General features: G+C 71.2%; 26 protein-coding genes. 15 read left to right on the top strand and 11 right to left on the bottom strand.

Going from position 1 to position 24,798, the window contains the following annotated elements; translation table 11 throughout:
- Together ACZ7NC_RS03360 and ACZ7NC_RS03355 are read right to left on the bottom strand one after the other, a co-directional pair.
- Positions 1–230 (bottom strand): hypothetical protein (locus tag ACZ7NC_RS03360; protein WP_471484475.1); only part of this gene is annotated, 230 nt, incomplete at its 3' end.
- A gap of 103 nt (positions 231–333) precedes the next feature.
- The gene (locus ACZ7NC_RS03355; protein WP_471484474.1) at positions 334–834 is read right to left on the bottom strand and encodes an Lrp/AsnC family transcriptional regulator; all 501 of its coding nucleotides are present in this window, start codon (positions 832–834) and stop codon (positions 334–336) included.
- Positions 835–954: 120 nt separating this feature from the next.
- Here ACZ7NC_RS03355 and pdhA point away from each other — a divergent pair, with 120 nt between their 5' ends.
- The 5 genes from pdhA (at position 955) to ACZ7NC_RS03330 (ending at position 7,403) form a co-directional block, all read left to right on the top strand.
- Positions 955–2,076 carry a pyruvate dehydrogenase (acetyl-transferring) E1 component subunit alpha gene (gene pdhA, locus ACZ7NC_RS03350; protein ID WP_471484472.1) on the top strand — a complete coding sequence of 374 codons (1,122 nt, stop codon included), beginning with the start codon at positions 955–957 and terminating at the stop codon, positions 2,074–2,076.
- A gap of 5 nt (positions 2,077–2,081) precedes the next feature.
- A complete protein-coding gene (locus ACZ7NC_RS03345; RefSeq protein WP_471484470.1) occupies positions 2,082–3,101 on the top strand; it encodes an alpha-ketoacid dehydrogenase subunit beta in 1,020 nt (339 codons plus the stop codon).
- Positions 3,098–4,444 (top strand): dihydrolipoamide acetyltransferase family protein, encoded by a 1,347-nt coding sequence (locus tag ACZ7NC_RS03340; RefSeq protein ID WP_471484469.1) that lies wholly within the window; start codon positions 3,098–3,100, stop codon positions 4,442–4,444. Before ACZ7NC_RS03345 ends, ACZ7NC_RS03340 begins: the two co-directional genes overlap by 4 nt.
- Before the next feature lie 78 nt (positions 4,445–4,522).
- Positions 4,523–6,229, top strand: coding sequence for a phenylacetic acid degradation protein PaaN (paaN, locus tag ACZ7NC_RS03335; protein WP_471484468.1), 1,707 nt, complete (start codon positions 4,523–4,525; stop codon positions 6,227–6,229).
- Positions 6,222–7,403 (top strand): thiolase family protein, encoded by a 1,182-nt coding sequence (locus ACZ7NC_RS03330; protein ID WP_471484467.1) that lies wholly within the window; start codon positions 6,222–6,224, stop codon positions 7,401–7,403. Before paaN ends, ACZ7NC_RS03330 begins: the two co-directional genes overlap by 8 nt.
- A 59-nt stretch (positions 7,404–7,462) precedes the next feature.
- On the opposite strand, the gene ACZ7NC_RS03325 is transcribed toward ACZ7NC_RS03330, so the two are convergent.
- Positions 7,463–8,920 carry an ABC transporter substrate-binding protein gene (locus tag ACZ7NC_RS03325; protein WP_471484465.1) on the bottom strand — a complete coding sequence of 486 codons (1,458 nt, stop codon included), beginning with the start codon at positions 8,918–8,920 and terminating at the stop codon, positions 7,463–7,465.
- A 76-nt stretch (positions 8,921–8,996) separates the two neighbouring features.
- Positions 8,997–9,347: an ArsR/SmtB family transcription factor gene (locus ACZ7NC_RS03320; protein ID WP_471484464.1), complete on the bottom strand. Its 351-nt coding sequence runs from the start codon at positions 9,345–9,347 to the stop codon at positions 8,997–8,999.
- 212 nt (positions 9,348–9,559) lie between these two features.
- Here ACZ7NC_RS03320 and ACZ7NC_RS03315 point away from each other — a divergent pair, with 212 nt between their 5' ends.
- From ACZ7NC_RS03315 to ACZ7NC_RS03280, 8 genes are all read left to right on the top strand, one after another.
- The gene (locus tag ACZ7NC_RS03315) at positions 9,560–10,933 is read left to right on the top strand and encodes an amidase family protein (RefSeq protein WP_471484463.1); all 1,374 of its coding nucleotides are present in this window, start codon (positions 9,560–9,562) and stop codon (positions 10,931–10,933) included.
- Positions 10,934–11,320: 387 nt separating this feature from the next.
- Positions 11,321–12,085: a HipA family kinase gene (locus ACZ7NC_RS03310; RefSeq protein ID WP_471484461.1), complete on the top strand. Its 765-nt coding sequence runs from the start codon at positions 11,321–11,323 to the stop codon at positions 12,083–12,085.
- A complete protein-coding gene (locus tag ACZ7NC_RS03305) occupies positions 12,082–12,531 on the top strand; it encodes a DUF3037 domain-containing protein (RefSeq protein WP_471484460.1) in 450 nt (149 codons plus the stop codon). Before ACZ7NC_RS03310 ends, ACZ7NC_RS03305 begins: the two co-directional genes overlap by 4 nt.
- Positions 12,532–12,644: 113 nt before the next feature.
- Positions 12,645–13,406 carry a 3-oxoacyl-ACP reductase FabG gene (gene fabG, locus ACZ7NC_RS03300; protein ID WP_471484459.1) on the top strand — a complete coding sequence of 254 codons (762 nt, stop codon included), beginning with the start codon at positions 12,645–12,647 and terminating at the stop codon, positions 13,404–13,406.
- A 19-nt stretch (positions 13,407–13,425) separates the two neighbouring features.
- A complete protein-coding gene (locus ACZ7NC_RS03295; RefSeq protein ID WP_471484458.1) occupies positions 13,426–14,187 on the top strand; it encodes an SDR family oxidoreductase in 762 nt (253 codons plus the stop codon).
- A gap of 208 nt (positions 14,188–14,395) precedes the next feature.
- The gene (locus tag ACZ7NC_RS03290; RefSeq protein ID WP_471484456.1) at positions 14,396–15,976 is read left to right on the top strand and encodes an ABC transporter substrate-binding protein; all 1,581 of its coding nucleotides are present in this window, start codon (positions 14,396–14,398) and stop codon (positions 15,974–15,976) included.
- A 153-nt stretch (positions 15,977–16,129) separates the two neighbouring features.
- Positions 16,130–16,813, top strand: coding sequence for a uracil-DNA glycosylase (locus tag ACZ7NC_RS03285; RefSeq protein WP_471484454.1), 684 nt, complete (start codon positions 16,130–16,132; stop codon positions 16,811–16,813).
- A 195-nt stretch (positions 16,814–17,008) separates the two neighbouring features.
- On the top strand, positions 17,009–17,464 hold the full coding sequence (locus ACZ7NC_RS03280) for a hypothetical protein (protein ID WP_471484452.1): 456 nt from the start codon (positions 17,009–17,011) through the stop codon (positions 17,462–17,464).
- Between the two features lie 37 nt (positions 17,465–17,501).
- Here ACZ7NC_RS03280 and ACZ7NC_RS03275 read toward each other — a convergent pair whose 3' ends face one another.
- The 3 genes from ACZ7NC_RS03275 to ACZ7NC_RS03265 form a co-directional block, all read right to left on the bottom strand.
- Positions 17,502–18,011, bottom strand: coding sequence for a hypothetical protein (locus ACZ7NC_RS03275; protein ID WP_471484451.1), 510 nt, complete (start codon positions 18,009–18,011; stop codon positions 17,502–17,504).
- A gap of 112 nt (positions 18,012–18,123) precedes the next feature.
- Positions 18,124–18,636, bottom strand: coding sequence for a DinB family protein (locus ACZ7NC_RS03270; protein WP_471484449.1), 513 nt, complete (start codon positions 18,634–18,636; stop codon positions 18,124–18,126).
- 19 nt (positions 18,637–18,655) lie between these two features.
- Entirely contained in the window at positions 18,656–19,282 is a 627-nt protein-coding gene (locus ACZ7NC_RS03265) for a TetR/AcrR family transcriptional regulator (RefSeq protein WP_471484447.1), read from the bottom strand.
- A gap of 85 nt (positions 19,283–19,367) precedes the next feature.
- Between ACZ7NC_RS03265 and ACZ7NC_RS03260 the strand changes: the two genes are divergently transcribed.
- The gene (locus ACZ7NC_RS03260) at positions 19,368–20,594 is read left to right on the top strand and encodes an FAD-dependent monooxygenase (RefSeq protein WP_471484445.1); all 1,227 of its coding nucleotides are present in this window, start codon (positions 19,368–19,370) and stop codon (positions 20,592–20,594) included.
- A complete protein-coding gene (locus ACZ7NC_RS03255) occupies positions 20,566–21,471 on the top strand; it encodes a Gfo/Idh/MocA family protein (RefSeq protein WP_471484443.1) in 906 nt (301 codons plus the stop codon). The genes ACZ7NC_RS03260 and ACZ7NC_RS03255 overlap by 29 nt, the downstream gene beginning before the upstream one ends.
- On the opposite strand, the gene lnt is transcribed toward ACZ7NC_RS03255, so the two are convergent.
- The 4 genes from lnt to ACZ7NC_RS03235 all read right to left on the bottom strand — a co-directional run bounded on the left by lnt (position 21,395) and on the right by ACZ7NC_RS03235 (position 24,763).
- A complete protein-coding gene (gene lnt, locus ACZ7NC_RS03250) occupies positions 21,395–22,978 on the bottom strand; it encodes an apolipoprotein N-acyltransferase (protein WP_471484442.1) in 1,584 nt (527 codons plus the stop codon). The two genes, ACZ7NC_RS03255 and lnt, sit on opposite strands and share 77 nt — an antisense overlap.
- A 70-nt stretch (positions 22,979–23,048) precedes the next feature.
- Positions 23,049–23,534, bottom strand: a complete 486-nt coding sequence (locus tag ACZ7NC_RS03245) for a nuclear transport factor 2 family protein (RefSeq protein ID WP_471484440.1) — start codon at positions 23,532–23,534, stop codon at positions 23,049–23,051.
- Between the two features lie 448 nt (positions 23,535–23,982).
- On the bottom strand, positions 23,983–24,552 hold the full coding sequence (locus tag ACZ7NC_RS03240) for a chloramphenicol phosphotransferase CPT family protein (RefSeq protein WP_471484438.1): 570 nt from the start codon (positions 24,550–24,552) through the stop codon (positions 23,983–23,985).
- A gap of 31 nt (positions 24,553–24,583) precedes the next feature.
- Complete coding sequence (locus ACZ7NC_RS03235; RefSeq protein WP_078504336.1) at positions 24,584–24,763, bottom strand: hypothetical protein; 180 nt, start codon at positions 24,761–24,763, stop codon at positions 24,584–24,586.
- Positions 24,764–24,798 lie beyond the last annotated feature (35 nt).

Raw genomic sequence — 24,798 nt, 5'->3', positions numbered from 1 at the left:
TGCGGCCTCGCCACGAGTACGCCGTAGTCCTTCCTCGTGGCCTCCCGGACGGCTTCGAAATACCGGCCAAGGAGTTCCCCACCACCAACGGCGGCAGGTGCGCACCGCTTCCGGCCCAGATCCACCAGGTTCGAGCCGGTGTCGTCGTTAAGAGACGTAAAGACGCCGGTTCCTCGCGTACTCCTCTCCGTCCCGCTCGCCGAACCCGCACCATCTGGCAGTACTGGCACGTCCCGGCTTTGTCAGGGCCGCTCCCGCCCTCCCCGGCATCACCCGGATCAGGCTGCCCCCAGCTCCACCTCCCTGCTACGACAGGTCAGCGGCGAAGGTCTCTCACCTCCACACGAAACACAGCGCCTCACGGCGCAAGTCGAAGACGAGCCAGGTGCGGGTGGAGCGCACGCCCGGCACCGCCTGGATGCTCTCCAGCACCACCTTGCGCAGCGCCAGGTTGTCCGGCGCCCGCACCAGCACCAGCACGTCGAAGTCGCCCGTGACCAGGGAGACGTGTTCCACGTAGGGGATCTCACGCAGTTCGCGCGAGATGTCGCGCCAGGCGTTCTGGTCGGTGCCCAGCGTCACATAGGCGCTCGTGCCCAGGCCGGCCCGCTGGGCATTGAGCTGCGCGGTGAAGCCGGTGATGACGTCCTCGGCCACCAGCCGGCCGATGCGCGTGTACGCGTTGGCCCGGGAGATGTGCACCTGCTCGGCGAGTGCCCGGACCGAGATCCGGCCGTCCTCGAGGAGCCGGCTCAGGATCTGCCTGTCGATGTCGTCGAGCGGGACGGCAGTTCGTCCGGCCGCCGCCACCGGCAGCGAGTTTTCCTCGGACACTTTGTCCTCCCAGACCCTCATGTCCGGCAGTTCGTCGCCGGTTCCGCCGAGCTATTGAACACATATTCCGCGATGGTCACCATTCTCCTGTCAAGTGTCCAGAGAAAGCGAGTGCCCTCCATGTCTGTGAAGAGCCTCCGCCAGACGGTCCAGGGCCTCCTGCCATCCCTGACGCCGGTGCGGTTCGTGGCCGAGGACGGCACACCGGTCGCCAAGCCGTCGGCCGACTACACCGAGCCTCCCGTCGAGGCCCTGCTCGAAGCCTGGCGGCGGATGGTCCTGGGCCGCCGGTTCGACACCCAGGCGACCGCCCTCACCAAGCAGGGCCGCCTCGCGGTCTACCCCTCCAGCCGCGGCCAGGAGGCCTGCCAGATCGGCGCCGTGCTCGCGCTGCGCCCCGACGACTGGCTGTTCCCGACCTACCGCGACTCCGTCGCCCTGGTGACCCGCGGCATCGACCCCGTCGAGGTGCTCACGCTGCTGCGCGGCGACTGGCACTGCGGCTACGACCCCGCCGCCACCCGTACCGCCCCCCAGTGCACCCCGCTGGCCACCCAGGTGCTGCACGCGACCGGCATGGCCGAGTCCCTGCGCCGCAAGGGCGAGGACGGCGTGGCGATGGCGCTCGTCGGGGACGGGGCGACCAGTGAGGGGGACTTCCACGAGGCGCTGAACTTCGCCGCCGTCTTCCGCGCCCCGGTCGTCTTCTTCGTGCAGAACAACAAGTACGCGATCTCCGTGCCGCTGGCCCGGCAGACCGCGGCGCCCGCCCTCGCGTACAAGGGCATCGGCTACGGGGTGCGCTCCGCGCAGGTCGACGGAAACGACCTGGTCGCGGTGCTGGCGGTGCTGACCGCGGCCGTCGAGCACTGCCGGGCCGGACGTGGTCCCGTCCTGGTCGAGGCGCACACCTACCGCATGGACGCGCACACCAACGCCGACGACGCCACCCGCTACCGGGAGGACGACGAGGTGGACCAGTGGCGGTCCGCCGACCCGGTCGACCGCCTGGAGACATACCTGCGCTCGCGCGGCGCGCTCACCGAGGAGGACGTGGCGGCTTTGCGGGAGGAGGCCGAGGAGCTGGCGGCGCGGGTGCGCGCGGGCATGAACGCGGACTCGGTGCTCGACCCGCTGGAGCTGTTCGACCACGTCTACGCCGAGCCGACCCCGCAACTGCGTGAGCAGCGAGCCCAGTTGGCGGCCGAACTCGCCGACACCACCCAGGCACAGGAGGACTGACGACCATGGCCAAGGTCACGATGGCGCAGGCGCTCAACACCGCCCTGCGCGACGCGCTGCGCGAGGACGAACGGGTCCTCGTCTTCGGCGAGGACGTCGGCCCGCTCGGCGGGGTGTTCCGCATCACCGACGGGCTGACCCGCGACTTCGGCGAACAGCGCTGCTTCGACACCCCGCTGGCCGAGGCCGGCATCGTCGGGCTGGCGGTCGGCATGGCGATGGGCGGATTCCGGCCCGTTGTGGAGATGCAGTTCGACGCCTTCGCGTACCCGGCGTTCGAGCAGATCGCCTCGCACGTCGCCAAGCTGCGCAACCGCACCCGCGGACGGATCGGCCTGCCGATGGTGATCCGCATCCCCTACGCCGGCGGCATCGGCGGAGTCGAGCACCACTGCGACTCCAGCGAGGCCTACTACGCGCACACGCCCGGCCTGAAGGTCGTCACCCCGGCCACGGCCGAGGACGCGTACTGGCTGCTGCGGGACTCCATGGCCGACCCCGACCCGGTGGTGTTCCTGGAGCCGAAGAAGCTGTACTGGTCGCGCGAGGACACCGACCTGCGGACGCGTGGCGCGCTGCCCTTCGGGCGGGCGGCGATCCGGCGGGCGGGGCGCGACGCCACCGTCGTCGCCTACGGTCCCTCGGTCCCGGTGGCCCTGGCCGCGGCCGAGACCGCCGCCGAGGACGGGATCGAGCTGGAGGTCGTGGACCTGCGGACCTTGGTGCCCTTCGACGACGAGACCGTCACCGAGTCGGTCCGCAGGACCGGGCGCTGCCTGGTCGTCCAGGAGGCCCAGGGCTTCGCCGGAGTCGGCGCGGAGATCGCCGCCCGGGTGCAGGAGCGCTGCTTCCACTCGCTGGCCGCGCCCGTCCTGCGGGTGGCCGGCTTCGACATCCCCTATCCGCCGCCGAAGCTGGAGCACGCGCATCTGCCCGGCGTCGACCGGATCCTCGACGCCGTCGACCGTCTGCAGTTCGCCGACGAGCCCGACACCCGGCACCTGCTGAAGGGAGCGGTCGCGTGACCAGCGCAACGCAGCAGGAGCAGCTGTTCCGGCTCCCGGACCTCGGCGAGGGCCTGACCGACGCGGAGATCGTCGAGTGGAAGGTCGCCGTCGGCGACACGGTGACGATCGACCAGATCGTGGTCGAGGTGGAGACCGCCAAGGCCGCGGTCGAGGTACCGGTGCCGTACGGGGGCACGGTGCTGCGCCTGCACGCGGAGGCGGGCACGGCGCTGGGCGTGGGGGAGCCGCTGATCACGGTGGGCGCGGGCGTGCCCGCACCCGAACCCGAACCCGCACCCGAACCCGCACCCGCACCCGCCCCGGCCTCCTCCGCCGCCGAGCGTTACCGCGAGGAGGAGCAGGCCGGGTCGGGCAATGTGCTGATCGGTTACGGCACCGGGCGCGAACCGGCACCGCGCCGTCGCCGGCGACGCGCCGGATCCACGGCGGCCGGGGCGCCGGTGGCGGACACGGCGCCGGTGATCGAGCCGCACGCTCCCCGGGTCATCTCACCCCTCGTGCGGAGGATGGCCCGGGACCACGGGATCGACCTCAACGCGGTGGCACCGTCCGGTCCCGCCGGGGTCGTCCTGCGACGGGATGTGGAGCGAGCCGTGGCCGAGAGAGTGCCGACGCATACCGAACCCACGGCGGCGGCAGCCTCCGACGGTCCCGTCCGCATCCCGCTCCGAGGCGTCCGCAAGGCCGTCGCGGACAAGCTCTCCCGCAGCCGGAGCGAGATCCCCGACGCCACGACCTGGGTCGACGTGGACGCGACCGGACTGCTCCAGGCCAAGAAGGCGCTGGAGGCCGCCGAACCGGGCCGCCGCGTCGGCCTGCTGGCCCTGCTCGCCCGGATCTGCGTCGCCGGTCTGCACCGCTACCCCGAGCTCAACTCGACCGTCGACACCGAACGCCGGGAGATCCTGCGCTTCGACGAGGTACACCTGGGCTTCGCGGCCCAGACCGAACGCGGCCTTGTCGTCCCCGTCGTCCGCGACGCCCACCGGCTGACGACGGTCCAACTCGCCGCGGAACTGGCCCGGTTGACCGAACTGGCCCGAACCGGAAGCCTGCCGCCCGACCGGCTGACCGGAGGCACCTTCACCCTCAACAACTACGGCGTCTTCGGCGTCGACGGCTCCACGCCCATCATCAACCACCCGGAGGCGGCGCTCCTCGGCGTCGGTCGCATCGTCGACAAGCCCTGGGTGGTGGACGGCGCGCTCGCCGTCCGCAAGGTCACGCAGCTCTCACTCAGCTTCGACCACCGGGTCTGCGACGGCGGTGTCGCCGGCGGCTTCCTTCGCTTCGTGGCCGACTGCGTGGAGCGCCCGGCGATCCTGCTCGCCGACGTCTGATCCGACCGCCCTCTCCTGTCCTCCGTACCTGGGCACGCCGCAACCATCCACCTACCGACCGTTCGGCCTGGAGACCTCATGCCCGCCGACCAGCACCCCGACTTCTTCGCCCGCCACGCGGACCTGCTCCGCCAGGCCGCGGAACGAACCGCCGACCGCGGCTACTGGACCCCCTACCCGGAGACCCCCAGCGCCTCCGCATACGGAGCCGGGGCACCCGAGCTCGGCGAGGCCGCCTTCCGCGACCTCCTCGACCGGCGCTTCGTGCTCGACGGGCACCCCACCACCGGCACCGTCCCCGCCACCGAGGTGTCGCCCTACGGATTTCCCCTAGGCGTCAGCTACCCGCATCTGGTGCCCGACGTGGCCGTGGACACCGCCAGGTCGGCGGCCACGGCCTGGCGTGCCGCGACCCCCGACGTCCGGGCCGGTGTGGCCGCCGAGATCCTGGCCCGGCTGAACGCGGCGAGCTTCGAGATCGCGCACGCCGTCCAGCACACCACCGGCCAGCCCTTCGTCATGGCCTTCCAGGCGGGTGGCCCGCACGCCCAGGACCGCGGGTTGGAGGCGGTGGCGTATGCCTGGGAGGCGCAGCGGCGCCATCCGGCCACCGCTCGCTGGAGCAAGCCCCGGCGGCGCGGCGGACCGCTCGTCATGGACAAGACCTACACCCCGGTCGGCCGCGGTGTGTCCGTGCTCATCGCCTGCAACACCTTCCCCACCTGGAACAGCTACCCGGGCCTCTTCGCAAGCCTGGTCACCGGCAACCCTGTCATCGTCAAGCCGCACCGACGGGCCGTGCTGCCGCTGGCGATCACCGTGCGGATCGCCCGCGAGGTGCTGGCCGAGGCCGGCTTCGACCCGGACGTGGTGCTGCTGGCCGCCTCGGGGCCCGAGGAGCGCACCGCCCCCGCCCTGGCCACCCACCCCGACGTGCGGATCGTGGACTTCACCGGCTCCAGCGAGTTCGGCGACTGGCTGGAGGCCAACGCCCGCCAGGCCGTCGTACACACGGAGAAGGCGGGACTCAACACCGTCGTCGTGGACTCGACGGACGACTACGACGGGCTGCTGCGCAACCTCGCGTTCTCGCTGTCGCTCTACAGCGGGCAGATGTGCACCACTCCGCAGAACATCCTGGTGCCCCGCGAAGGGTTCTCCACCGACCAGGGGCCGCGTACGGCCGACGAGTTCGCCGCCGATCTGGGCTCCGCGCTGGACGGCCTGCTCGGCGACCCGGACCGCGCCACCGCCACCCTCGGCGCGATCGTGAACGGCGGAGTACTCGTGCGTCTGGAGGAGGCGGCGGCCCTGGGCCGTACCGCCCATCCCTCGCGGGTCGTGGCGCACCCCGAACACCCGAACGCCGTCGTCCGCACCCCGCTGGTGGCCCGGCTCGACGCCGAGGCCGACGAGAAGACCTACACCAGTGAGTGGTTCGGGCCGGTCTCCTTCGTCATCGGCACCGACTCCACCGCGCACAGCCTGCGGCTCCTGCTGGAGACCGTACGACGGCACGGCGCGCTTACCGTCTGCGTGCACGCGACCGGCGAGGACGTCCTGGCGGCGGCCCGGGCCACAGCTCTGGACGCGGGCGTCCACCTGTCGGAGAACCTGACCGGCGACGTGTTCCCCAACCAGTCCGCCGCCTTCAGCGACTTCCACGGCACGGCGGCCAATCCCGCCGCCAACGCCGCCCTGACGGACCCGGCGTTCGTCACCGGCCGCTTCTCGGTCCTCCAGTCCCGCCGCCACGCTCCCGCAGAGGAGAACGTCCATGCCTGACGAGGTCTATCTGATCGACGGAGCCCGCACCCCGCTGGGCCGCCACCGCGGTGCCCTGGCCTCCGTACGCCCCGACGACCTGGCCGCTCTCGTCGTCGGCGAGGCGGTACGGCGCTCCGGGATCGCGGCCGACGCCGTGGACGAGGTGATCCTCGGCGCCGCCAACCAGGCCGGCGAGGACAACCGCAACGTGGCCCGGATGGCGGCGCTGCTGGCCGGTCTGCCGCACACCGTGCCCGGATACACCGTCAACCGGCTGTGCGCGTCCGGGCTTACGGCCGTCGCGTCCGCCGCCCAGACGATACGGGCGGGCGAGGCCGACCTGGTCGTGGCCGGCGGAGTGGAGTCGATGACCCGCGCCCCCTGGGTGATGGCCAAGCCCGGCACGCCCTGGGCCCGGCCCGGCGAGGTGCACGACACCCCTCTCGGCTGGCGGTTCACCAACCCGCGCTTCTCCGCCGAGACCACGCTGTCGATGGGCGAGACGGCCGAGGAACTCGCCGCGCTGGACGGCATCACGCGCCTGGAGGCGGACGCCTACGCACTGCGCAGCCACCGCCGCGCGCTGGCCGCCCAGGAGGCGGGCCGGTTCGACCGGGAGATCGTCCCGGTGCCGGTGAAGGACGGCGAGGTGACCCGGGACGAGGGGCCCCGGCCGTCCACCTCGTTGGAGAAGCTGAGCGCCCTGCGCACCTCCTTCCGCCGGCACGGCATCGTCACCGCGGGCAACTCGTCGCCGTTGTCCGACGGGGCGGCGGCCCTGGTGGTGGCGAGCGGGGCGGCGGTCGAACGGTACGGGCTGACTCCCCGCGCCCGTGTCGTCACCGCCGCCTCGGCCGGGGTCGAGCCCCGCCTCATGGGGCTCGGCCCCGTACCGGCCACCGCGAAGGCGCTGGACCGGGCCGGCTGGAGCGTCGAGGACCTGGACACGGTCGAGCTGAACGAGGCGTTCGCCTCCCAGGTGCTGGCGGTGGTCCGCAGGCTGAAGCTCGACGAGGACCGCGTCAACGCCGACGGCGGCGCCATCGCCCTCGGCCACCCGCTCGGCTGCTCCGGCGCCCGCATCGTGCTCACCCTGCTCAGCCGGATGGAACGCGAGGACGGCCGCCGGGGCCTGGCGACCATGTGCGTCGGAGTCGGGCTGGGCGTTTCGATGCTGGTGGAGCGCGTCTGAGTCGAGCTGGAGGACGGCGTCGTCGGGGTGGTGGCCTGGAAGGCGCGACGGTTGAGGGGTCAGACTGCGCCGGACGGTAGCTGCGCGCGGACCGCGAACCCGGTGGCGGTGGCCTCGGCGAGGTACATGTGCTGCCGCAGCCGTCCGTCGGCTCCCACCGCGACCCTGCCTCGCGGCCCGGCCAGTGTGAGACCTCGTAGGGCGTGGGAGACCTCGGTCCCGCGCGACGACCCTGCTTTCCGGGCGGCCCGGGCGAACAGGTTCAGGCCCTCGTACGCCGACTCCGTCAGCGCCGACGGCGACGGCGCCCACACCCCGAACGCGGCCCGGTACCGCCGTAGGAAGTCGGTGTTCTCCGCCGTGTCCAGGGCGGAGAAGTACGGCAGGCAGGACCACACCCCGCTCGCCGCCGTGCCCAGGTGCTCGCGGGTGTTCTCCTCCAGCAGGGGCGCGAGCGTACGGATACGGCGGCGCAGCCCCGCGGCGTGGAACCGCCGCTCGAAGTCGACGGAACTCCACCCCACCAGGCCGGAGAGCACCAGGTCGGCGCCGGACGCCTCGATGTCCTCCAGCACGTCGTCGAAGACCGACTCGCCGAGCGGGACGAGGCGCCGGCCGACGATGCGTCCGCCGTGCCGTTCGGCGATGCGGCTGCCCTGCGTGCACACGGCCCGCGGCCAGGAGTAGTCGTTCCCGATGAGGTACCAGGCGCGGCCGCCGCTCTCGCGCATCAGCGCCGGGACGGCCTGCGCCAGTTGGTCCGTCACCGACTGGCCGAGCCGGAACAGCGTTCCGTCCTGCACCAGGCTGCCCTCGTTCGCGGCGGTGTACAGATACGGCAGGCCCGATGCCTGCGCGTACCGGCTCACCGCGTCAAAGGTCGCCGAGCTGTGAACGCCCACCACCGCCGCCAGCCCGCGCCGCCGGTCGAGGTCTCGCAGCCGGGCGAGTGCGGTGGCGGCGTCGGTGCGGTCGTCCACCACCTCGATACGTACCGGCCGGCCGCAGATGCCGCCTTCGGCGTTGATCTCCTCGGCCGCCAGCGCCGTGCAGTTGGCGGCGGCCCGGCCGAAGAGCCCGGCGCTCCCGGAGAGGCTGGTCAGCAGGGCGATGCGGATCTCGTCGGCTGCGTTGTCGCCCTCCGGCATCGCGCAGCCCAGACTCGCGGTCATCCAGCGGAGGGCGTCCTCGTCCAGTTCGGTGACGGCCCGCACCCGGGTGCCTCCGGGCGCGCGGGTGAAGGTCAGGGTGATCCGCCCGGTCCAGGGGGTCTCGTGCTGGAGCACGATCCGCCGGTAGGGCCGTACCTCCACGATGCGTGCCGTGCCGCGCACGGACGCCTCGCCGACTGCGGCGGCCGGGAGAGGGATGTCGATGCAGGCCGCCGCCCCGGGCACCGCGTTCTCGAAGCGTGCGGAGAACATCCAGCCGGTGCCGCCGGTCCGCCCGAACATGCCGAACGCCTCGTGCGGCGGCAGACCAAGGTGCGTCTCGTTGACCAGGACGATCTCGCGCATGGGTGCTCTCCCTCAGCCGGCGGCCGTGGCGCGAAGGACTGACCGGGGGTCACGCCGGGGGGTGTGACCGCGACCGTCATCCGCTCTTCGCATCACGCAGCCCGTCCGAGCGCTCCGATGCCGCCCCCTGGTCGTTGGGCAGCGACTGCTCGTAGATCTGGCGCAGGAACGCGATCGCCGCGTCGGCCCGATTGGGGCCCAGACGGTAACGCCGGTGCTTGCCGTCGCGCACCTCGGAGACCAGCTGTGCGTCCCGCAGGACCCGCAGGTGGGCCGAGACGGCAGTACGTCCGAGCGCGGGGAACGCGGCCGCGATGTCTCCGGCCGTGGGCTCGTTCTCCGCCGCCAGCAGGGCCAGGATGGCCCTGCGCGTCGCGTCGTTGAGGGCACGGAAGACCAGGTCGCTCTCGTGGCTCTGATCGAACACTGCCTGGACCTCTCGTCCTTCCGAAGCTCGGAGACAACACGCCAACACATGACTACGTGTTGACCCTACCGCTGCCGTGCCCCTCGGTGGGCTTGATAGGGGGCATGATTTCCTCCAACATGTCATCGCGTGAGCGAACGATGACATGTGCTGCCGGTGCTGCAGTGATCGTCCGCGAGCTCTCCCAGTGGATCCGCACGAAGGAGCAGGCCATGAGCGAACCGATCACGAGACAACCCATCACCGAAGCAGCCGGCCCGACGGCAGGTGCGGACGCGCGAAGCGAACGTGAGGTCACAACCGCTCTGGAACGGGCCGAGGAGGTGGCGCACCTGGGCGGCTTCATCACCCTCGACCGCGAAGCAGGCGCGAGGCCCCCGGCCGGTCCGGGCCCGCTGTCCGGGATGACGGTCGCCGTCAAGGACAACATCCACGTCGCCGGACTGCCCAACACCGCCGGCACCCCCGCCCTGCGGGACTTCGTCCCCGCGAGCGACGCACCCGCCGTGCGGCGGCTGCGCGACGCCGGTGCCGTCATCCTGGGCAAGGCCAACATGCACGAGCTGGCCTTCGGCATCACCAGCAACAACCAGGCCTTCGGCCCGGTCCGCAACCCGTACGACCCCAGCCGCTCCGCCGGCGGCAGCAGCGGCGGGGTCGCCGCACTCGTCGCGGCCGGAGTCGTGCGGGCAGGGCTCGGCACCGACACCGGCGGCTCGGTGCGCATCCCCGCGGCCGTCACCGGCACCTGCGCACTGCGCCCGACCGTCGGGCGCTACCCCGGCGAGGGAGTGACGCCCCTGTCGAGCACCCGGGACACCATCGGCCCGATGGCGCGCCGGGTCGCCGACCTGGCCCTGCTGGATGGTGTCCTCAGCGGCGACGACACTCCGGTCGCCGTACGCCCGCCGCGGTCCATCAGGCTGGGGGTGCCGACCGGTCACTTCACCGAGCCGTTGCAGGACGAGGTCGCCGCACTGTGGGAGGCGGCGCTGCACTCCCTCTCCGCGGCCGGAGTGACCCTGGTCCCGATCGACGTCACCCCGTTCGTCCAGGGCGAGTACGAGGCCGGTATGGCCATCGTGCTGTACGAGGCCCGCGTCGAGCTGTCCGCCTACCTGGCGCGGTACCGGCCGCAGACGGACCTGGCCGAACTCGCCGCCGGCATCGCGGGCCCCGACGTACGAGGCATCTTCGAGAACTGCCTTCTCGAAGGTGCCCCGGGGCTGGTAGCCAAGGAGGTCTACCTCGACTGCCTGGCCCACCGGCGACGGCTGCGTGCCGCCTACGCCGAGACCTTCACCGCGCACAGCCTGGACGGGCTGGCCTTCCCGACCACCCCGGCCACCGCCCTGGACCTCGCCACCTGCGACCAGGGCATGGTCCTGTGCGGGGAATCCGCCGACACCTTCCCCACCTTCATCCGCAACACCGGCCCCGCCAGTGTCATCGGCGCCCCCGGCCTGAGCATCCCGATGGGCGTGGCAGCGAACGGCCTGCCGGCCGGGCTGGAGATCGACGGACCTGCCGGAGGCGACCGCGAACTGCTCGCCCTCGGCCTGATACTGGAGACGATCTGCGGCTGAGGCTGCCCGAGCCCGCCGGGCGTGTGCCCACCTGCGGCACACCCACCGGTGAGCGCGCGGGCGCGGTGCTGGCGGGCCGGGCCCAGGGGCAGGACGGCCAACAGCCGACGACCGGTGGCGTCTTCGCGAGGATCGCCGGGTTCCACACGCCGTAGCACCGTCAGGCGGAAGCACTTTCACCCTGCCCAAGGGGAAGAAGACCCGTGTCGTCGACGTGTCCTCCTCGGTCGCCGAGGCAGGGGCGGAAGTTCTCGTGGCTCGGGCGCTCCTCCCTCGCGATCACCCTCGGTTACTATGCTCATTTCATGCCGGAGGCGGGACGCAAGGGCTGCACCCCTTCGAAGTGGTCGTGGATTTCAAGGCTAGAGAGACGGATGGCCTGGGAGAATGTTGAAAGAGGTCATCGCGACCCGCTACATCACGCCCCTGCGTGAGGGTGGCTCGCTGCCGGGGCTCGTCGAGGCCGACGACTTCGGGACGTACGTCATGAAGTTCACCGGCGCCGGACAGGGCCGCAAGACGCTGGTCGCCGAGGTCGTCTGCGGTGAACTCGCCCGCAGGCTGGGATTCCGGGTGCCCCGGCTGGTCACGGTGCAGCTCGACCCGGTGCTGGGGCTCGGCGAACCCGACCAGCAGGTGCAGGAGTTGCTCAGGTCCAGTGGTGGCACCAACCTGGGCATGGACTTCCTGTCCGGGGCGCTCGGCTTCGACCCCCTCGCCTTCGAGGTGAGCCCCGAGGAAGCCGGACGGGTCCTCTGGTTCGACGCCCTGGTCAACAACGTCGACCGGTCCTGGCGCAACCCCAACCTGCTGAGGTGGCGCGGCGAGCTGTGGCTCATCGACCACGGCGCGACCATGATCTGGCACCACAACTGGCCCGGTGCCGAGGCCTCCGCCGCCCGCCCCTACGACGCCTCGGACCACGCCCTGTCCGGCTTCGCCCCCGACCTCGCGGGCGCCGCCGCCGCTCTCGCGCCGCGCGTCACCGAGGACCTGCTGGCCGAGGTCACCGCCGAGATCCCGGACGCCTGGCTGGTCGGCGAACCCGGCTTCGACACACCCGACGATCTCCGGCGGGCCTATGCGCGGACCCTGCTCGCCCGCGCCGCCGTCGTCCACGAGCGCGTCACCGGAATCGAGGAGAGCAAGTGAGCGAGCGCCACATTCACATGGCCGGACATGTAGTGGAGCGCCACATCATCCGGGGCAGCGAGGCGAACGACCGGGACGTCTTCGAGTACGCCCTCCTGCGCGTCGTACCGCGCGTCGAGCGCGGCGAGTGCATCAACGCGGGCGTGCTGGTGTACTGCCGGGCGAAGGGCTACGTCGGCGCCCGCACCCACCTCGACGAGGCGCGGCTGCTCGCCCTCGACCCGGACGCGGATGTGGCCGGCGTCCGGGCCGCCCTCGGGGCCGTCGAGAGCGTCTGCGGCGGCAGCGAGGCGGAGGGTCAGGCCGCGGGCGACGACGCGGGGCGGCGTTTTCGCTGGCTGATCGCGCCCCGCTCGACCGTCGTCCAGCCAGGACCGGTGCACACCGGGCTCACCTCCGATCCGGCGGCCGAGACGGACCGGCTGCTCGACGTGTTGGTGAAGTAGCGGATCAGGTAATGGATCACATGCACGTGGCGACCGTTGACACCGCGTGCCAGGACTTCTAGCGTCACGTCCATCGAAGGTACTAAGCGGTCGCTCACCGAGGAGAGTCACTGATGTCCACCACTGATCAGCGGGTCGCCGTAGTCACCGGCGGAGCGCGCGGGATCGGCGCCGCCACCGCCGTACGACTGGCCGCCGAGGGCCGCGCGGTCGCCGTGATCGACCTCGACGAGGCTGCCTGCAAGGACACCGTGGAGAAGATCACCGCGGCCGGCGGCAAGGCCCTCGCGGTCGGGTGCGACGTCTCCGACGAGGCACAGGTCGAGGCGGCCATCGCGCGGATCGCCGAGGAGCTCGGCGCCCCGACGATCCTGGTCAACAACGCGGGTGTGCTGCGGGACAACCTGCTGTTCAAGATGAGCGTCGCCGACTGGGACACCGTCATGAACGTCCACCTGCGCGGCGCCTTCCTGATGTCCAAGGCCTGCCAGAAGCACATGGTGGACGCGGGCTTCGGCCGCATCGTCAACCTCTCCTCGTCCTCCGCGCTGGGCAACCGCGGCCAGGTCAACTACTCCGCCGCCAAGGCCGGCCTGCAGGGCTTCACCAAGACCCTCGCCAAGGAGCTCGGCAAGTTCGGCGTCACCGCCAACGCCGTCGCCCCCGGTTTCATCGCCACCGAGATGACCAAGGCCACCGCCGACCGCGTCGGCATGGGCTTCGAGGACTTCAAGGCCGCGGCCGCCACCCAGATCCCGGTGGCCCGGGTCGGTGAGCCGGAGGACATCGCCAACGCCATCGCCTTCTTCACGGGCGAAGCGGCCGGCTTCGTCTCCGGCCAGGTGCTGTACGTCGCCGGCGGACCGCTCGACTAGGGAACTGGGACACACGGACATGACTGAACTGCCTGAACTCTCCGGCAAGGTCGCCCTCGTCACGGGCGCCAGCCGCGGCATCGGCTACGGCGTCGCCGAGGCGCTGGTCGCGCGCGGCGACCGGGTGTGCATCACCGGCCGCAACGAGGACGCACTCAAGGAGGCCGTCGAGCAGCTGGGCGCCGAGCGCGCCATCTACGTCGCCGGCAAGGCGCACGACGAGGCCCACCAGGCCGTCGCCGTCGAGCGCACCATGGAGGCCTTCGGCCGCGTCGACCACCTGGTCAACAACGCCGGTACGAACCCGGTGTTCGGGCCCATCGCCGATCTCGACCTGGGTGTCGCGCGCAAGGTCTTCGAGACCAACGTGATCTCGGCGCTGGGCTTCGCGCAGAAGACCTGGCATGCCTGGCAGAAGGACAACGGCGGCGCGATCGTCAACATCGCCTCCGTCGCGGGCATCGCGCCCTCGCCCTTCATCGCCGCCTACGGCGTCAGCAAGGCCGCGCTGATCAACCTCACCCAGCAGCTGGCGCACGAGTTCGCGCCCAAGGTGCGGGTCAACGCGATCGCCCCGGCTGTGGTGAAGACCAAGTTCGCGCAGGCCCTGTACGAGGGCCGGGAGGAGGAGGCCGCCGCGGCCTACCCGCTGGCCCGGCTCGGCGTGCCCTCCGACATCGGTGGCGCCGCCGCGTTCCTCACCTCGGAGCAGTCGGACTGGATCACCGGCCAGACCCTCGTCGTCGACGGCGGCATCTTCCTCAACGCCGGTGTCGGCTGACACACGGGACACCACTTCCGCACCCACATCGACACGGGCGCCGCTGGACATCAGCGGCGCCCGTGTCGACGTATCGGAAGATCACTGAACGCTGACAACGTAGTCACCCGAAGAACGAACAAGTGCTCTATGAGACAGGAGGTCCAACGGCCGGAACACTGCGGTATCGTCTGCCGACCCTTGGTATGGCAGATCGAGGAGCGTGCGCGTGTTCAACCGGATCCGACGCCTGCGGCAGGTGGCGGCCATCGCGTCCATATCGTCCCTGGTGGCAGGGTGCGGTGTCCTCTCTTCCGATTCGACGGAGGAGGAAAGCCCGATCGTCGTGGGGACGACCGCGGCCCCCAGCACCCTTGATCCCGCCGCGAGCTGGGACAGCTCCTGGGAACTGTTCCGCAACATTTATCAGACACTCCTCAGCTACCCCTCGGGCTCGACCGTCCCTGAGCCCGACGCCGCCGAGAGCTGCCGGTTCAGCGACACCTCGAACATGAAGTACGAGTGCGAGCTGCGCGAGGGCCTCACCTTCTCCGACGGGCACGCCCTCGACGCGAAGGCGGTCAAGTACTCGATCGACCGGATCCGGAAGATCAACGTCAACGGCGGCCCCGCCGGACTGCTGGGCAGCCTCGAACGGGTCCAGGTGCTGGGCGACCGCCAGGTCGTCTTCCATCTCAACAAGGCCGACGCGACCTTCCCCTTCGTGCTCGCCACCCCAGCGATGTCGATCGTCGACCCCGAGGACTACCCGGCGGACAAGCTCCGCGAGGAGGGCACGATCGTCGGGTCCGGGCCCTACACCCTGTCGTCGTACGACGAGGGCAGCAAGGCCGAGCTCGTCAAGAACGACAGCTACAAGGGCGTCGCGGAGCGCAAGAACAGCGCGGTGACCATCCGCTACTACCAGGACTCACCTACCATGGTCTCCGCGCTGCGCGACAAGAGGCTCGACGTCGCCTTCCGAGGCCTCGCCGCTGACGACATCGTCGACATCCAGGCCGATGACGACGACGAACTCCAGGTGATCGAGGGCTCCGGCACCGAGATCAACTACCTGGTCTTCAACCCCAAGGACCCCATGGCGGGCAAGACCGCCGTCCGCAAGGCCATCGCCCAGGTCGTCGACCGTCCGGCCATCGCGCACAAGGTCTACAAGGACACCGTCGAGCCGCTGTACTCCATGGTCCCCAAGGGCCTGACCGGACACACCACGGGCTTCTTCGACGACTACGGCGACCCCAGCACCGGCAAGGCCCGCGAGATCCTGACCGACGCGGGCATCTCCACCCCCGTACCGCTCACCCTGTGGTACACCAGCGACCGCTACGGCTCCGCCACCAAGGCCGAGTTCGATGAGCTGAAGAGCCAGCTCGAAGGGTCCGGTCTCTTCAAGGTCACCCTCAAGAGCCGCCCCTGGAAGACGTACGTCGCCGGCTACCAGAAGGGCGAGTACCCGGTGTTCGGGCGTGGCTGGTTCCCCGACTTCCCGGACGCGGACAACTTCATCGCGCCGTTCGTCGGCGAGCAGAACGCGCTCGGTACGCCGTACCTGGTGCCGAAGATCACCGAGACCCTGCTGCCCAACTCCCGCGCCCAGAGCGACCGGGCCAACGTGGTCAAGGACTTCGAGGACGCCCAGCGCATCCTCGTGGACGACGTACGGCTGCTGCCGCTGTGGCAGGGCCGGCAGTACGTGGCCGCGAGCGCGGAGATCTCGGGAGCGGAGCGGGCGCTGGACCCGTCGACGATCATGTTGGTGGGCGAGTTGTCCCGCAAGACCAGCTGGTAGGGAGACCCACCGGCGGGGGCGGCTGTCGGGAGGATGTGCGGTCCGCGGGGCGATTGTCAGTGGTCGCCTGTAGGTTCTGAGACCTGGAAGCGACCGCTGGTCGTGGCCGTAGTGGACCGCACATCGTCTGCCGTACAGCGTAAGGAAGTTGACGTGACCGACATCGCCATGCTGCCCGAGTCCTGGCGCGGGGTTCTGGGCGACGAGCTGCAGCAGCTCTATTTCAAGGAGCTGACGGAGTTCGTCGAGGAGGAGCGGGCGAAGGGTCCCGTCTATCCGCCGCGCGAGGAGGTCTTCGCCGCGCTGGACGCCACGCCGTACGAGAAGGTGAAGGTCCTGGTCCTCGGCCAGGACCCGTATCACGGCGAGGGACAGGGGCACGGGCTGTGCTTCTCCGTCCGTCCCGGAGTGAAGACGCCGCCCTCGCTGCGCAACATCTACAAGGAGATGAAGGAGGAGCTCGGCCACCCCGTCCCGGACAACGGCTATCTGATGCCGTGGGCCGAGCAAGGCGTCCTGCTGCTCAACGCGGTGCTGACGGTGCGCGCCGGCGAGGCGAACTCGCACAAGGGCAAGGGCTGGGAGAAGTTCACCGACGCCGTGATCCGGGCGGTGGCCGACCGGCCCGACCCCGCGGTGTTCGTGCTGTGGGGCAACTACGCGCAGAAGAAGCTCCCGCTCATCGACGAGACACGGCATGTGGTCGTCAAGGGCGCGCATCCCTCGCCGCTGTCGGCGAAGAAGTTCTTCGGCTCGCGTCCGTTCACGCAGATCAACGAGGCGGTGGCCCAGCAGGGACATGAGCCGATCGACTGGCGGATTCCGGATCTGGGCTGAGTTGTCGTCGAGCCGGCCGTCGGGCCGGCCGCTTCCGCCCTCCCCTGACGGCCTGCCCTCGGCCCGGACGGTCCTCCGCCCGGGCCGGTTCTTCGCCGGAGCGGGACGGTGATCGTACGGAGCTGCCTGACCGGGAATGCCGATGGGGGCGGTTAGCGTCGGGAAGTACCAGCCGACGAGGGCCCGGAGGACGTGGTGGCGGAGCGACAGGAGCAGACGGCGCCGGACGCCGTGCTGACGCGGATCGGGCAGGTCGTGATGCTTCATCACGCCGGGGATCGCGAGGAGGCCCGGCGCCGGCTGCTGGACCTGTGGACGGAGCTGGGCGAGGACGGCGACCCCCTGCACCGATGCACGCTGGCCCACTACCTGGCCGACACCCAGGACGACCCCTCGGACGAACTGGCGTGGGATCTGCGGGCGTTGACCGAGGCGCAGGGGGCGGTCGGCGCGGTCGGCGTGCTCGCTCTGTTTCCCTCGCTGCATCTGAACCTGGCCGCCGACTACGTCAAGCTCGACCGCACGGAGGCCGCCCGCGTGCATCTTCAGCGGGCGCGCGGAGCGGCGGGCGTGTTGCGGGACGACAGCTACGGGGACGGGGTGCGGGCCGAGATCCGGCGGCTGGAGGGGTGGCTGGGGGAGGAGGTGTAGGGCACATCTCCTCAGCGCCGGCGCCCTGCCTGCCCCCTCACCGCCCGTACGTCTGGTCGCAGATCCTCGACTCCGGGCTGTCCGCTCGCCAGCCGCCGTACTTCCTGCCCAGTGCGCAGACGTCCGGGTTCTCCTGGACCTCTTTGTGGAGCGACTTCGACATGTCGGGGACGGGGACGCTCGGCCTTTCCGGGGCATCGGGAGCGGGGTCGGAGTGCGGGCGGCGGGGTTCGTGGTGCTCGGGGTGGCCGTGGGAGCGAGAGTCCCGGGGCGGCGTGCGCTGCGCCTGTGGGGTGGTCGGCGACGCGGAGTGTGCGGCGGACGGCGTGGGGTCCGGGCTGGGGGACGGGCCGATGAGGGCCAGGGCCTCGCGGGCCGGCGCCTGCACTGCTTCGGGGGCCGTATGACCGCTGGGCCGGGGAACCGACGGCTGCGAGGGCACCGTCGGGGCGCCGGAGGACGGCGGGCGCTGGACCGTCGTACAGCCGGACAGGGCCGAGACGGCCACGGTGACCAGGAGCGTTGCGGTGGTCGTCGTTCGATGCACCCGCGCAACTCTGCTGGGTCGGGCGGCCGTTGGGACAGTGGACGAGCAGAGGTTGATCCACACGGGTGATCTCCGTCCCCGTATGGGCGGCGTCGGCCTGCCCCGGCTGACGTCAGTCGCCCGTGGCGCCGTCGATGCGCTCGCGGATCAGGTCTGCGTGACCGTTGTGACGGGCGTACTCCTCGATCATGTGCGTGTAGATCCAGCGCAGGTTGAACTCCGAGCCGGTGCGCCGGCTTCTGCCCTTGGAGCGGTCGGACAGGCCGAATCCGGCCGCGTTGCGCCGGGCGATGTCGATCTCGGCCTGCCAGGTGGCGTACGCGTCCTCCCAGGTGTCCGCCTCGGTGAGATGGAACTCGCCGTCCGGATCCTCCTCGGAGCAGTAGATCGGCCCCGCGTCGTCGCCCATGAGCACCTGACGGAACCAGCCCCGCTCCACCTCCGCCATGTGCCGCACCAGGCCCATCAGGGACAGCTCGGACGGCTCCACGGACGCGGTCCTGAGCTGGGAGTCGGTCAGGCCCTCGCACTTCCACGCGAGGGTCCGGCGGTGGTAGTCCAGCCAGCCCTCCAGCATCGTGCGCTCGTCGGCGGTGGTGGCGGGCTCGTCGCGTTCGGTCGTCATGCCTGTATCGTCGCTGAACTCACCCCGGTTCACCAGGAGTTTTCACTGGCGCCGACGCGTCGCCGAACATCCCGCCGAGCAGTTCGCGCAGCCCCGCCCGTACCTCGTCCAGGCTCGGCACCTCCGCCCCGAAGGATCCGGCCACGCAGCTGAACATCAGCCCGTCCGCCCATGCCACCAGCGACAGCGCGTGCCGGGCCGGGGCCGTCGAACCCATCGCGGTCACCAGGGCGGTCAGCTGGTCGCGGAAGCGGGCGCCCGTCGCGTCGAAGTAGGCGCGCAGCTCGGGGCGGCGCGTGGCCTCCAGGGCCAGTTCATAGCGGGCGAGCGTGAGGTCGCGGTGGCGGGTCAGGGCGCGGTGCGTCGCCAGCGCCAGACCGTCGACCAGTGAGTCGAGGCCGCTCCGCGGGTCCGGCATCTCCTCCAACGCCAGGACCCGCGCTTCACGTTCGGCGAGCCGGCGCACCGCCAGCTCCAGCAGTGCCTGCCGGGTGCGTGCCAGGTTGGACGTGGAGCCCTGCGGCAGCCCGGCCGCCTCGTCGACCGCCCGGTGCGTGAGTCCCCGCATCCCGCGCTCCGCGAGCAGCGCGAGGGCGGTGTCGGCGACGAGATCGGCGCGCGAGGCGCCCGCGGAGCGTACGGACATGGAGATCAACCTACCTCCCACACTACGCCTGTAGTACAGTCGACGCATGGCGGTACTACACCTGTAGTCACACCGGGAGGAAGCCATGGGACAGTCGAGGCGGGCCGTCGTCATCGGCGGTGGTATCGGAGGCCTGACCGCGGCGGTCGCACTGCGCCAGGGCGACTGGGACGTCACGGTGCTGGAGCGCGCCCCGGCCCTGGAGCCGGTCGGCGCGGGCATCTCCTTCGCGCCCAACTCCCTGCGCGCGCTGGACGTCATCGGGCTCGGCGACGAGATCCGCGACCTCGCCGCGTGGCAGGGCGACGGGGGACTGCGCACCCCGTCCGGTCGCTGGCTCTCGCGCACGGACGCCGCCGCCGTGGCCGAACGTTTCGGCGGCCCCCTCGTCCTGCTGCACCGGGCCACTCTGGTCAACAGCCTCGCCGCCCGGCTCCCGGCCGACACCGTCCGCACCGCGGTCGCCGCGTCCGTCGCCGATCCGGGGGACACCGGCCGGCCCGCGCGCGTGAACACCCCGGACAGCGATCTGGAGGCCGACCTCGTGGTGGCCGCCGACGGCATCCACTCCGCCGTACGCCGGGCGCTGTTCCCGCGTCATCCCGGGACCGCGTACTCCGGGTTCACCACCTGGCGGGTCGTCATCCCGGTGCCCGGCGTGGAGTTCGCCTCGCACGAGACCTGGGGCCGGGGCCGCATCTGGGGCTCGCACCCGCTCAAGGACGGCCGCGTCTACGCGTACGCCGCGGCGATCACGCCCGCCGGGGAGCGCGCCCCCGACGACGAGAAGGCCGAACTCCTGCGCCGCTACGGCGACTGGCACGACCCGATCCCGGCGATCCTCGCCGCCGCACGCCCCGAGGACGTCCTGCGCCACGACGTCCACCACATCGCCGAGCCGTTGCCCGCCTACCATCGCGGCCGGGTGGCCCTGGTCGGCGACGCCGCGCACGCCATGCAGCCGATGCTGGGGCAGGGCGGCAACCAGGCCATCGAGGACGCGATCGTCCTCGCCGCCCACTGTCACGACCTGGCCGCGTACACCGCGGCACGCCTCCCGCGTACGACGGCCATCGCCCGCCAGGCCGCTCGGGTCGGCCGCCTCAACCTGATGACCGGCCGCGCCGGGATCGCCGTACGGAACACGGCGCTGGCCGCGCTGTCCAAGGCGGCCCCGCTGCTGTTCCTGCGGGGCTTCGAGGGCATCGCCGACTGGCGGCCGCCGCAGGCGCCGTATGCTGCCGGGAAAACCACGGCAGGCAACCGCCAGAGGAGATCACCCCGTGAAGGTCGGCTGTATCGGACTCGGTGACATCGCGCAGAAGGCATACCTGCCGGTGCTCGGCGTACAGCCCGGGGTCGAACTGCATCTCCAGACGCGTACGCCCGCGACGCTCGACCGGGTCGCCGACGGCCTCCACCTCCCGGCCGGGCAGCGGCACGCGGACCTCGACTCGCTCCTCGCCCAGGATCTCGACGCCGCCTTCGTGCACGCGCCCACGGTCGCGCACCCGGAGATCGTGACCCAGCTGCTGGAGGCGGGCGTGCCGACGTATGTCGACAAGCCGCTCGCCTACCGACTCGCCGACTCCGAGCGGCTCGTGGCCCTCGCCGAGCGGCGCGACGTGAGCCTCGCCGTCGGCTTCAACCGGCGCTACGCCCCCGGTTACGCGCAGTGCGCCGACCATCCGCGCGAGCTGATCCTGATGCAGAAGAACCGGATCGGGCTCCCGGAGGAGCCGCGCTCGATGATCCTCGACGACTTCATCCACGTCGTGGACACGCTGCGCTTCCTTGTGCCCGGCCCGATCGACGACGTGACCGTGCGTGCCCGGGTCGAGGGCGGGCTGCTGCACCATGTCGTGCTCCAGCTCGCCGGGGACGGCTTCACCGCGCTCGGTGTGATGAACCGGCTCAGCGGCTCGGCCGAGGAGATCCTGGAGGTGTCCGGGCAGGACACCAAGCGTCAGGTCGTCAACCTCGCCGAGGTCGTCGACCACAAGGGCCAGCCGACCGTGCGCCGGCGCGGGGACTGGGTGCCGGTGGCCCGGCAGCGCGGCATCGAGCAGGCGGTGCTCGCCTTCCTCGACGCGGTGCGCGCGGGCAAGGTGCTCAGCGCCCGGGACGCGCTGGCGACTCATGAGTTGTGCGAGCGGGTGGTACGCGCGGTTCAGGAGCGGGCCGCCTGAGCCGGGGCCGCAGGGTCCGGATGCCCTCGCCCGCGCACCAGGCGGCGACGATCAGCAGCGCCGCCTGCGCCACCCAGTCGCCGAAGCGGACGTACGGCGTGACGCCGCCGGCCCGCGGAACCTCGTAGACCGCGCTCGTGCTCTCGCTGGTGCCCAGCCAGGAACTCACGCGCTGCCCGCTCGGCCCGTACACGGCGGAGGCACCGGTCAGCGTCGCGTGCACCATCGGGCGGCCGGTCTCGGCGGCGCGCAGCGCGGCGAGCGAGGCGTGCTGCTCCGGGGCCCAGCTCTGCTGGAACGTCGACGTCGCCGACTGGGCGATCAGCACCTCGGCGCCATGGTCGGCGAGGCTGCGGCTCATGTCGGAGAACGCGGACTCGAAGCAGACCATCGGGCCGATGCGCAGCCCGTGCCCAGCATCCATCACGACCTGCTCGGTGCCGCGTCTGCGGTCCTCGGCGGCCGCCTTGCCCACGGAGGTCGCCCAGCCCAGCATCGAGCGCAGCGGTATGTACTCCCCGAAGGGGACCAGCCGCATCTTGTCGTAGCGGGCGCCGGTCGGGCCGTCCGGGCCGACCATGATCGAGCTCTTGTAGATGCCGGGCTTGTCGGAGCGCCGCGCATCCACGTTCACCACGATGTTCGCGCCCGTCTCGCGCGAGAGGGCCGCGAGTCTGCGGGCGTAGTCGGGCCGGTCGCCGAGGTCGAAGCCGACGCTGCTCTCGCCCCAGACGATCAGGTCGACATGCTGACCGGCCAGCTCCCGGGTGAGCTGCACCTCCCGGTCGAAACGCCGGTCGGCGGCGGCCCCGCCCTCGATGACCCCGGGCTGTACGACGGCGATCCGGACCCGGTCCTGTACGTCCGGGCGCGGGGACCACACCCAGGCGGCCGAGGTGGCGACAGCCGTCGCGGCGATACCGGCCACGGCGGGGACCCGGGATGCGCGCACCGTCATCAGCACGGCGACGGCGACATTGACGGTCACCACCAGGAAGCTGATCAGCCACACCCCGCCGACCGAGGCCAGCCGCAGCGCGGGCTCCACCTGCCACTGACTGGCTCCCAGCACGCCCCACGGGCCGCCCAGCTCCTGCCATGAGCGCACGAGCTCGACCATCAGCCAGCCGGACGGCACCACGGCGAGCGCAGCCGCGACCCGGCCCGGGGACGGGCTCGACGAGGCCATGAACCGCCGCACCAGCCAGCCCCACGGGGCCCAGAGCGCGCCGAGCAGGGCGGCGATGACGAACGTAAAGACATGCAGGTTCGGCAGCAGCCAGTGGTGCATCGCCAGCATGAAGCCGAAACCGCCCCACCAGCCCTCGCGCGATGCCCGCCGCCCCGTCGGCGCGGTGCGCAGCAGCGCGATCCACGGGACCAGGGCGACGTACGCGAACCACCACAGCGCCGGCTCGGGAAAGGCGAGCACCGGCAGCGCACCGGCCAGAGTGGCGGCGATCGAGCGCCGCCACGGCGAGATGAGCCAGCGGCTGATCGTCTTCATGCGGTGCCTCCTACCCCGTGGTCCTTCCAGTGTGCTCACAGGCACTGACAGTGGGACAGTGGGCGTCCGCTCAGTCGAGCACCGCCGGCGCGGTCCGCTCGGGCAGGCGGCGCCATTTCTCCTGTACGACCACCTCGCGCAGCCGCCAGCCGTCGTCGGTGCGCAGCAGCCCGAACGCGTAACGTCCACCGCACACGAAATCCGGCGCCGCAGCGCCCTCGCCGTCCCCGGCGAACCGCATCGGATTGACGTAGTCCGCCTGCACCCTCGCCGTATCCCCGGTGTCCTGCTCCAGGACCCCGAAACGTACCCGCCGGTTGACGATGAGATGCTGGCGCATCGAAAACACCCGCAAGCTCTCCGCAAGCCACGCGGCGATGCTGTCGGCGTCCCCCTCGATACCGCCGGCCGACCGGTAGTCCGCGCGTCCGTCGGACGTGAACAGGCTTCGGTACGCCGCCCAGTCGCCGTCGTCCACGGCGACCGCATAGTCGGTGATCACTCCATCGACCGCCAACCGATCCCTCAGGGTGGCGAGTTCCGCACGCTGCGTCATCGGCTCAGTGTTGGGCATGTGGTGGGCGGAGCCAAGGGGGCGTACGGCGGTATTCGGGGGATGCGGGTGGGGTTTCAGAGGCGGTTCGCGCCGGACGTGGTGCCGTTCGCCCACTGCGCGTGGTCCGGACAAGGATTCAACCCGTGTACCAACAGCGTTGACCAAGCTCGCGAAGGGTCCTGGTCGTGGCACTAGCGGCCGACGGTACTCCAGTTGGCGGTTGCAGGCGCCCCCGAGCGCCCCGCCACATGCTCTTGGAGACGCCGGTGACGTCCAGAGCTGCCCATGAGTCATACGGAGGCCCTGGAACGGGACCCGAGCCGTGCCCGGCAACAACTCCCTTGGGCGGGCACGCCGGGGCGTGCATCAAGGACCGGTGAGGAAGCGGACGGAGGGGGAGTGGACGGAGGGGAGTGGGATGGTGCGGCGAAGCCCCCGGTGTTGAGTCCTACGCAGCGGCCTGCAGCCGTTCGAAGGCGGTAGGGCTCGTTCTGCGAGTCAGGAACTGCTTGATGCGGTGGGCGCACTCCAGCGGTGTGCTGTAGCTGGTGTCGCACTCCAGGTCGTAGGCGCCATGAGCGTGTACCCGCTCCAGCTGGCCGGCGGCGAGGCCGGGCGGGCGGTCGCCGCGTTCGCGTTCCCGGCGGTCCAACTCCTCCGGAGAGCAGTGCACTTTGACGAGGACGACATCCTGTGGCACGAGGAGTAACAGGCAGTCCTTCAGGCGCCAGTCGGCGCTCAGCACATGGTCGACGATGACGTTGTTGCCACCGGCGGCCATGCCCGCGACCGCGCGGTGGAAGCCCTGCCAGGTGCGATGGAGGACGGTGGCGAGCTGGTCCGATGGGACGGGGTTCCGGGAGCGCATGGCGTGGAATGCGTCGACGGGCATGTGGAAGTACGGCTCGTCGAGAATCCGCAGGAGTTCGGCCGCGATGCTCGACTTGCCCGAACTGGACGTGCCGTTGAGGAAGATGACCAGGCCGCGACGCGGCGGCACGTGTTCCAGATGCTCCATGGAGTGGATCTTAGGCACGCGAGCCCGAACCTCAGGCCGCCTCGATGACCTCACCGCGGATGGCAGCTGCCCACTCGACCACCAACAGCTCGTACTCCGCGCGCTCCTGAGCCGACAAGGAGCCGCCCGCGCGCAGCCACAGGGCGCGAATCTCCTCGTTCACCTCGGCAGCAGACCGCACGGAACCAGGGCCTAAGGAATGGGGGGACATGCGGACAAGCCTAGGGGCAAGGGCTGACAGCGCGC

The sequence above is a fragment of the Streptomyces sp. NPDC111802 genome (assembly GCF_055634335.1).
Note: the sequence above shows the minus strand (reverse complement) of the source record. Positions and strands in the feature narration are given on the sequence as shown.

What these genes read in the sequence shown, in the direction of transcription:
- ACZ7NC_RS03235 (WP_078504336.1), bottom strand. Translation starts at nt 24,763, where the DNA reads ATGTCCCCCCATTCCTTAGGCCCTGGTTCCGTGCGGTCTGCTGCCGAG.
- ACZ7NC_RS03245 (WP_471484440.1), bottom strand. Translation starts at nt 23,534, where the DNA reads ATGACGCAGCGTGCGGAACTCGCCACCCTGAGGGATCGGTTGGCGGTC.
- ACZ7NC_RS03325 (WP_471484465.1), bottom strand. Translation starts at nt 8,920, where the DNA reads ATGCGCGAGATCGTCCTGGTCAACGAGACGCACCTTGGTCTGCCGCCG.
- ACZ7NC_RS03295 (WP_471484458.1), top strand. Translation starts at nt 13,426, where the DNA reads ATGACTGAACTGCCTGAACTCTCCGGCAAGGTCGCCCTCGTCACGGGC.
- ACZ7NC_RS03265 (WP_471484447.1), bottom strand. Translation starts at nt 19,282, where the DNA reads ATGTCCGTACGCTCCGCGGGCGCCTCGCGCGCCGATCTCGTCGCCGAC.
- pdhA (WP_471484472.1), top strand. Translation starts at nt 955, where the DNA reads ATGTCTGTGAAGAGCCTCCGCCAGACGGTCCAGGGCCTCCTGCCATCC.
- ACZ7NC_RS03315 (WP_471484463.1), top strand. Translation starts at nt 9,560, where the DNA reads ATGAGCGAACCGATCACGAGACAACCCATCACCGAAGCAGCCGGCCCG.
- ACZ7NC_RS03310 (WP_471484461.1), top strand. Translation starts at nt 11,321, where the DNA reads ATGTTGAAAGAGGTCATCGCGACCCGCTACATCACGCCCCTGCGTGAG.
- lnt (WP_471484442.1), bottom strand. Translation starts at nt 22,978, where the DNA reads ATGAAGACGATCAGCCGCTGGCTCATCTCGCCGTGGCGGCGCTCGATC.
- fabG (WP_471484459.1), top strand. Translation starts at nt 12,645, where the DNA reads ATGTCCACCACTGATCAGCGGGTCGCCGTAGTCACCGGCGGAGCGCGC.
- ACZ7NC_RS03260 (WP_471484445.1), top strand. Translation starts at nt 19,368, where the DNA reads ATGGGACAGTCGAGGCGGGCCGTCGTCATCGGCGGTGGTATCGGAGGC.
- ACZ7NC_RS03345 (WP_471484470.1), top strand. Translation starts at nt 2,082, where the DNA reads ATGGCCAAGGTCACGATGGCGCAGGCGCTCAACACCGCCCTGCGCGAC.
- ACZ7NC_RS03330 (WP_471484467.1), top strand. Translation starts at nt 6,222, where the DNA reads ATGCCTGACGAGGTCTATCTGATCGACGGAGCCCGCACCCCGCTGGGC.
- paaN (WP_471484468.1), top strand. Translation starts at nt 4,523, where the DNA reads ATGCCCGCCGACCAGCACCCCGACTTCTTCGCCCGCCACGCGGACCTG.
- ACZ7NC_RS03240 (WP_471484438.1), bottom strand. Translation starts at nt 24,552, where the DNA reads ATGGAGCATCTGGAACACGTGCCGCCGCGTCGCGGCCTGGTCATCTTC.
- ACZ7NC_RS03270 (WP_471484449.1), bottom strand. Translation starts at nt 18,636, where the DNA reads ATGACGACCGAACGCGACGAGCCCGCCACCACCGCCGACGAGCGCACG.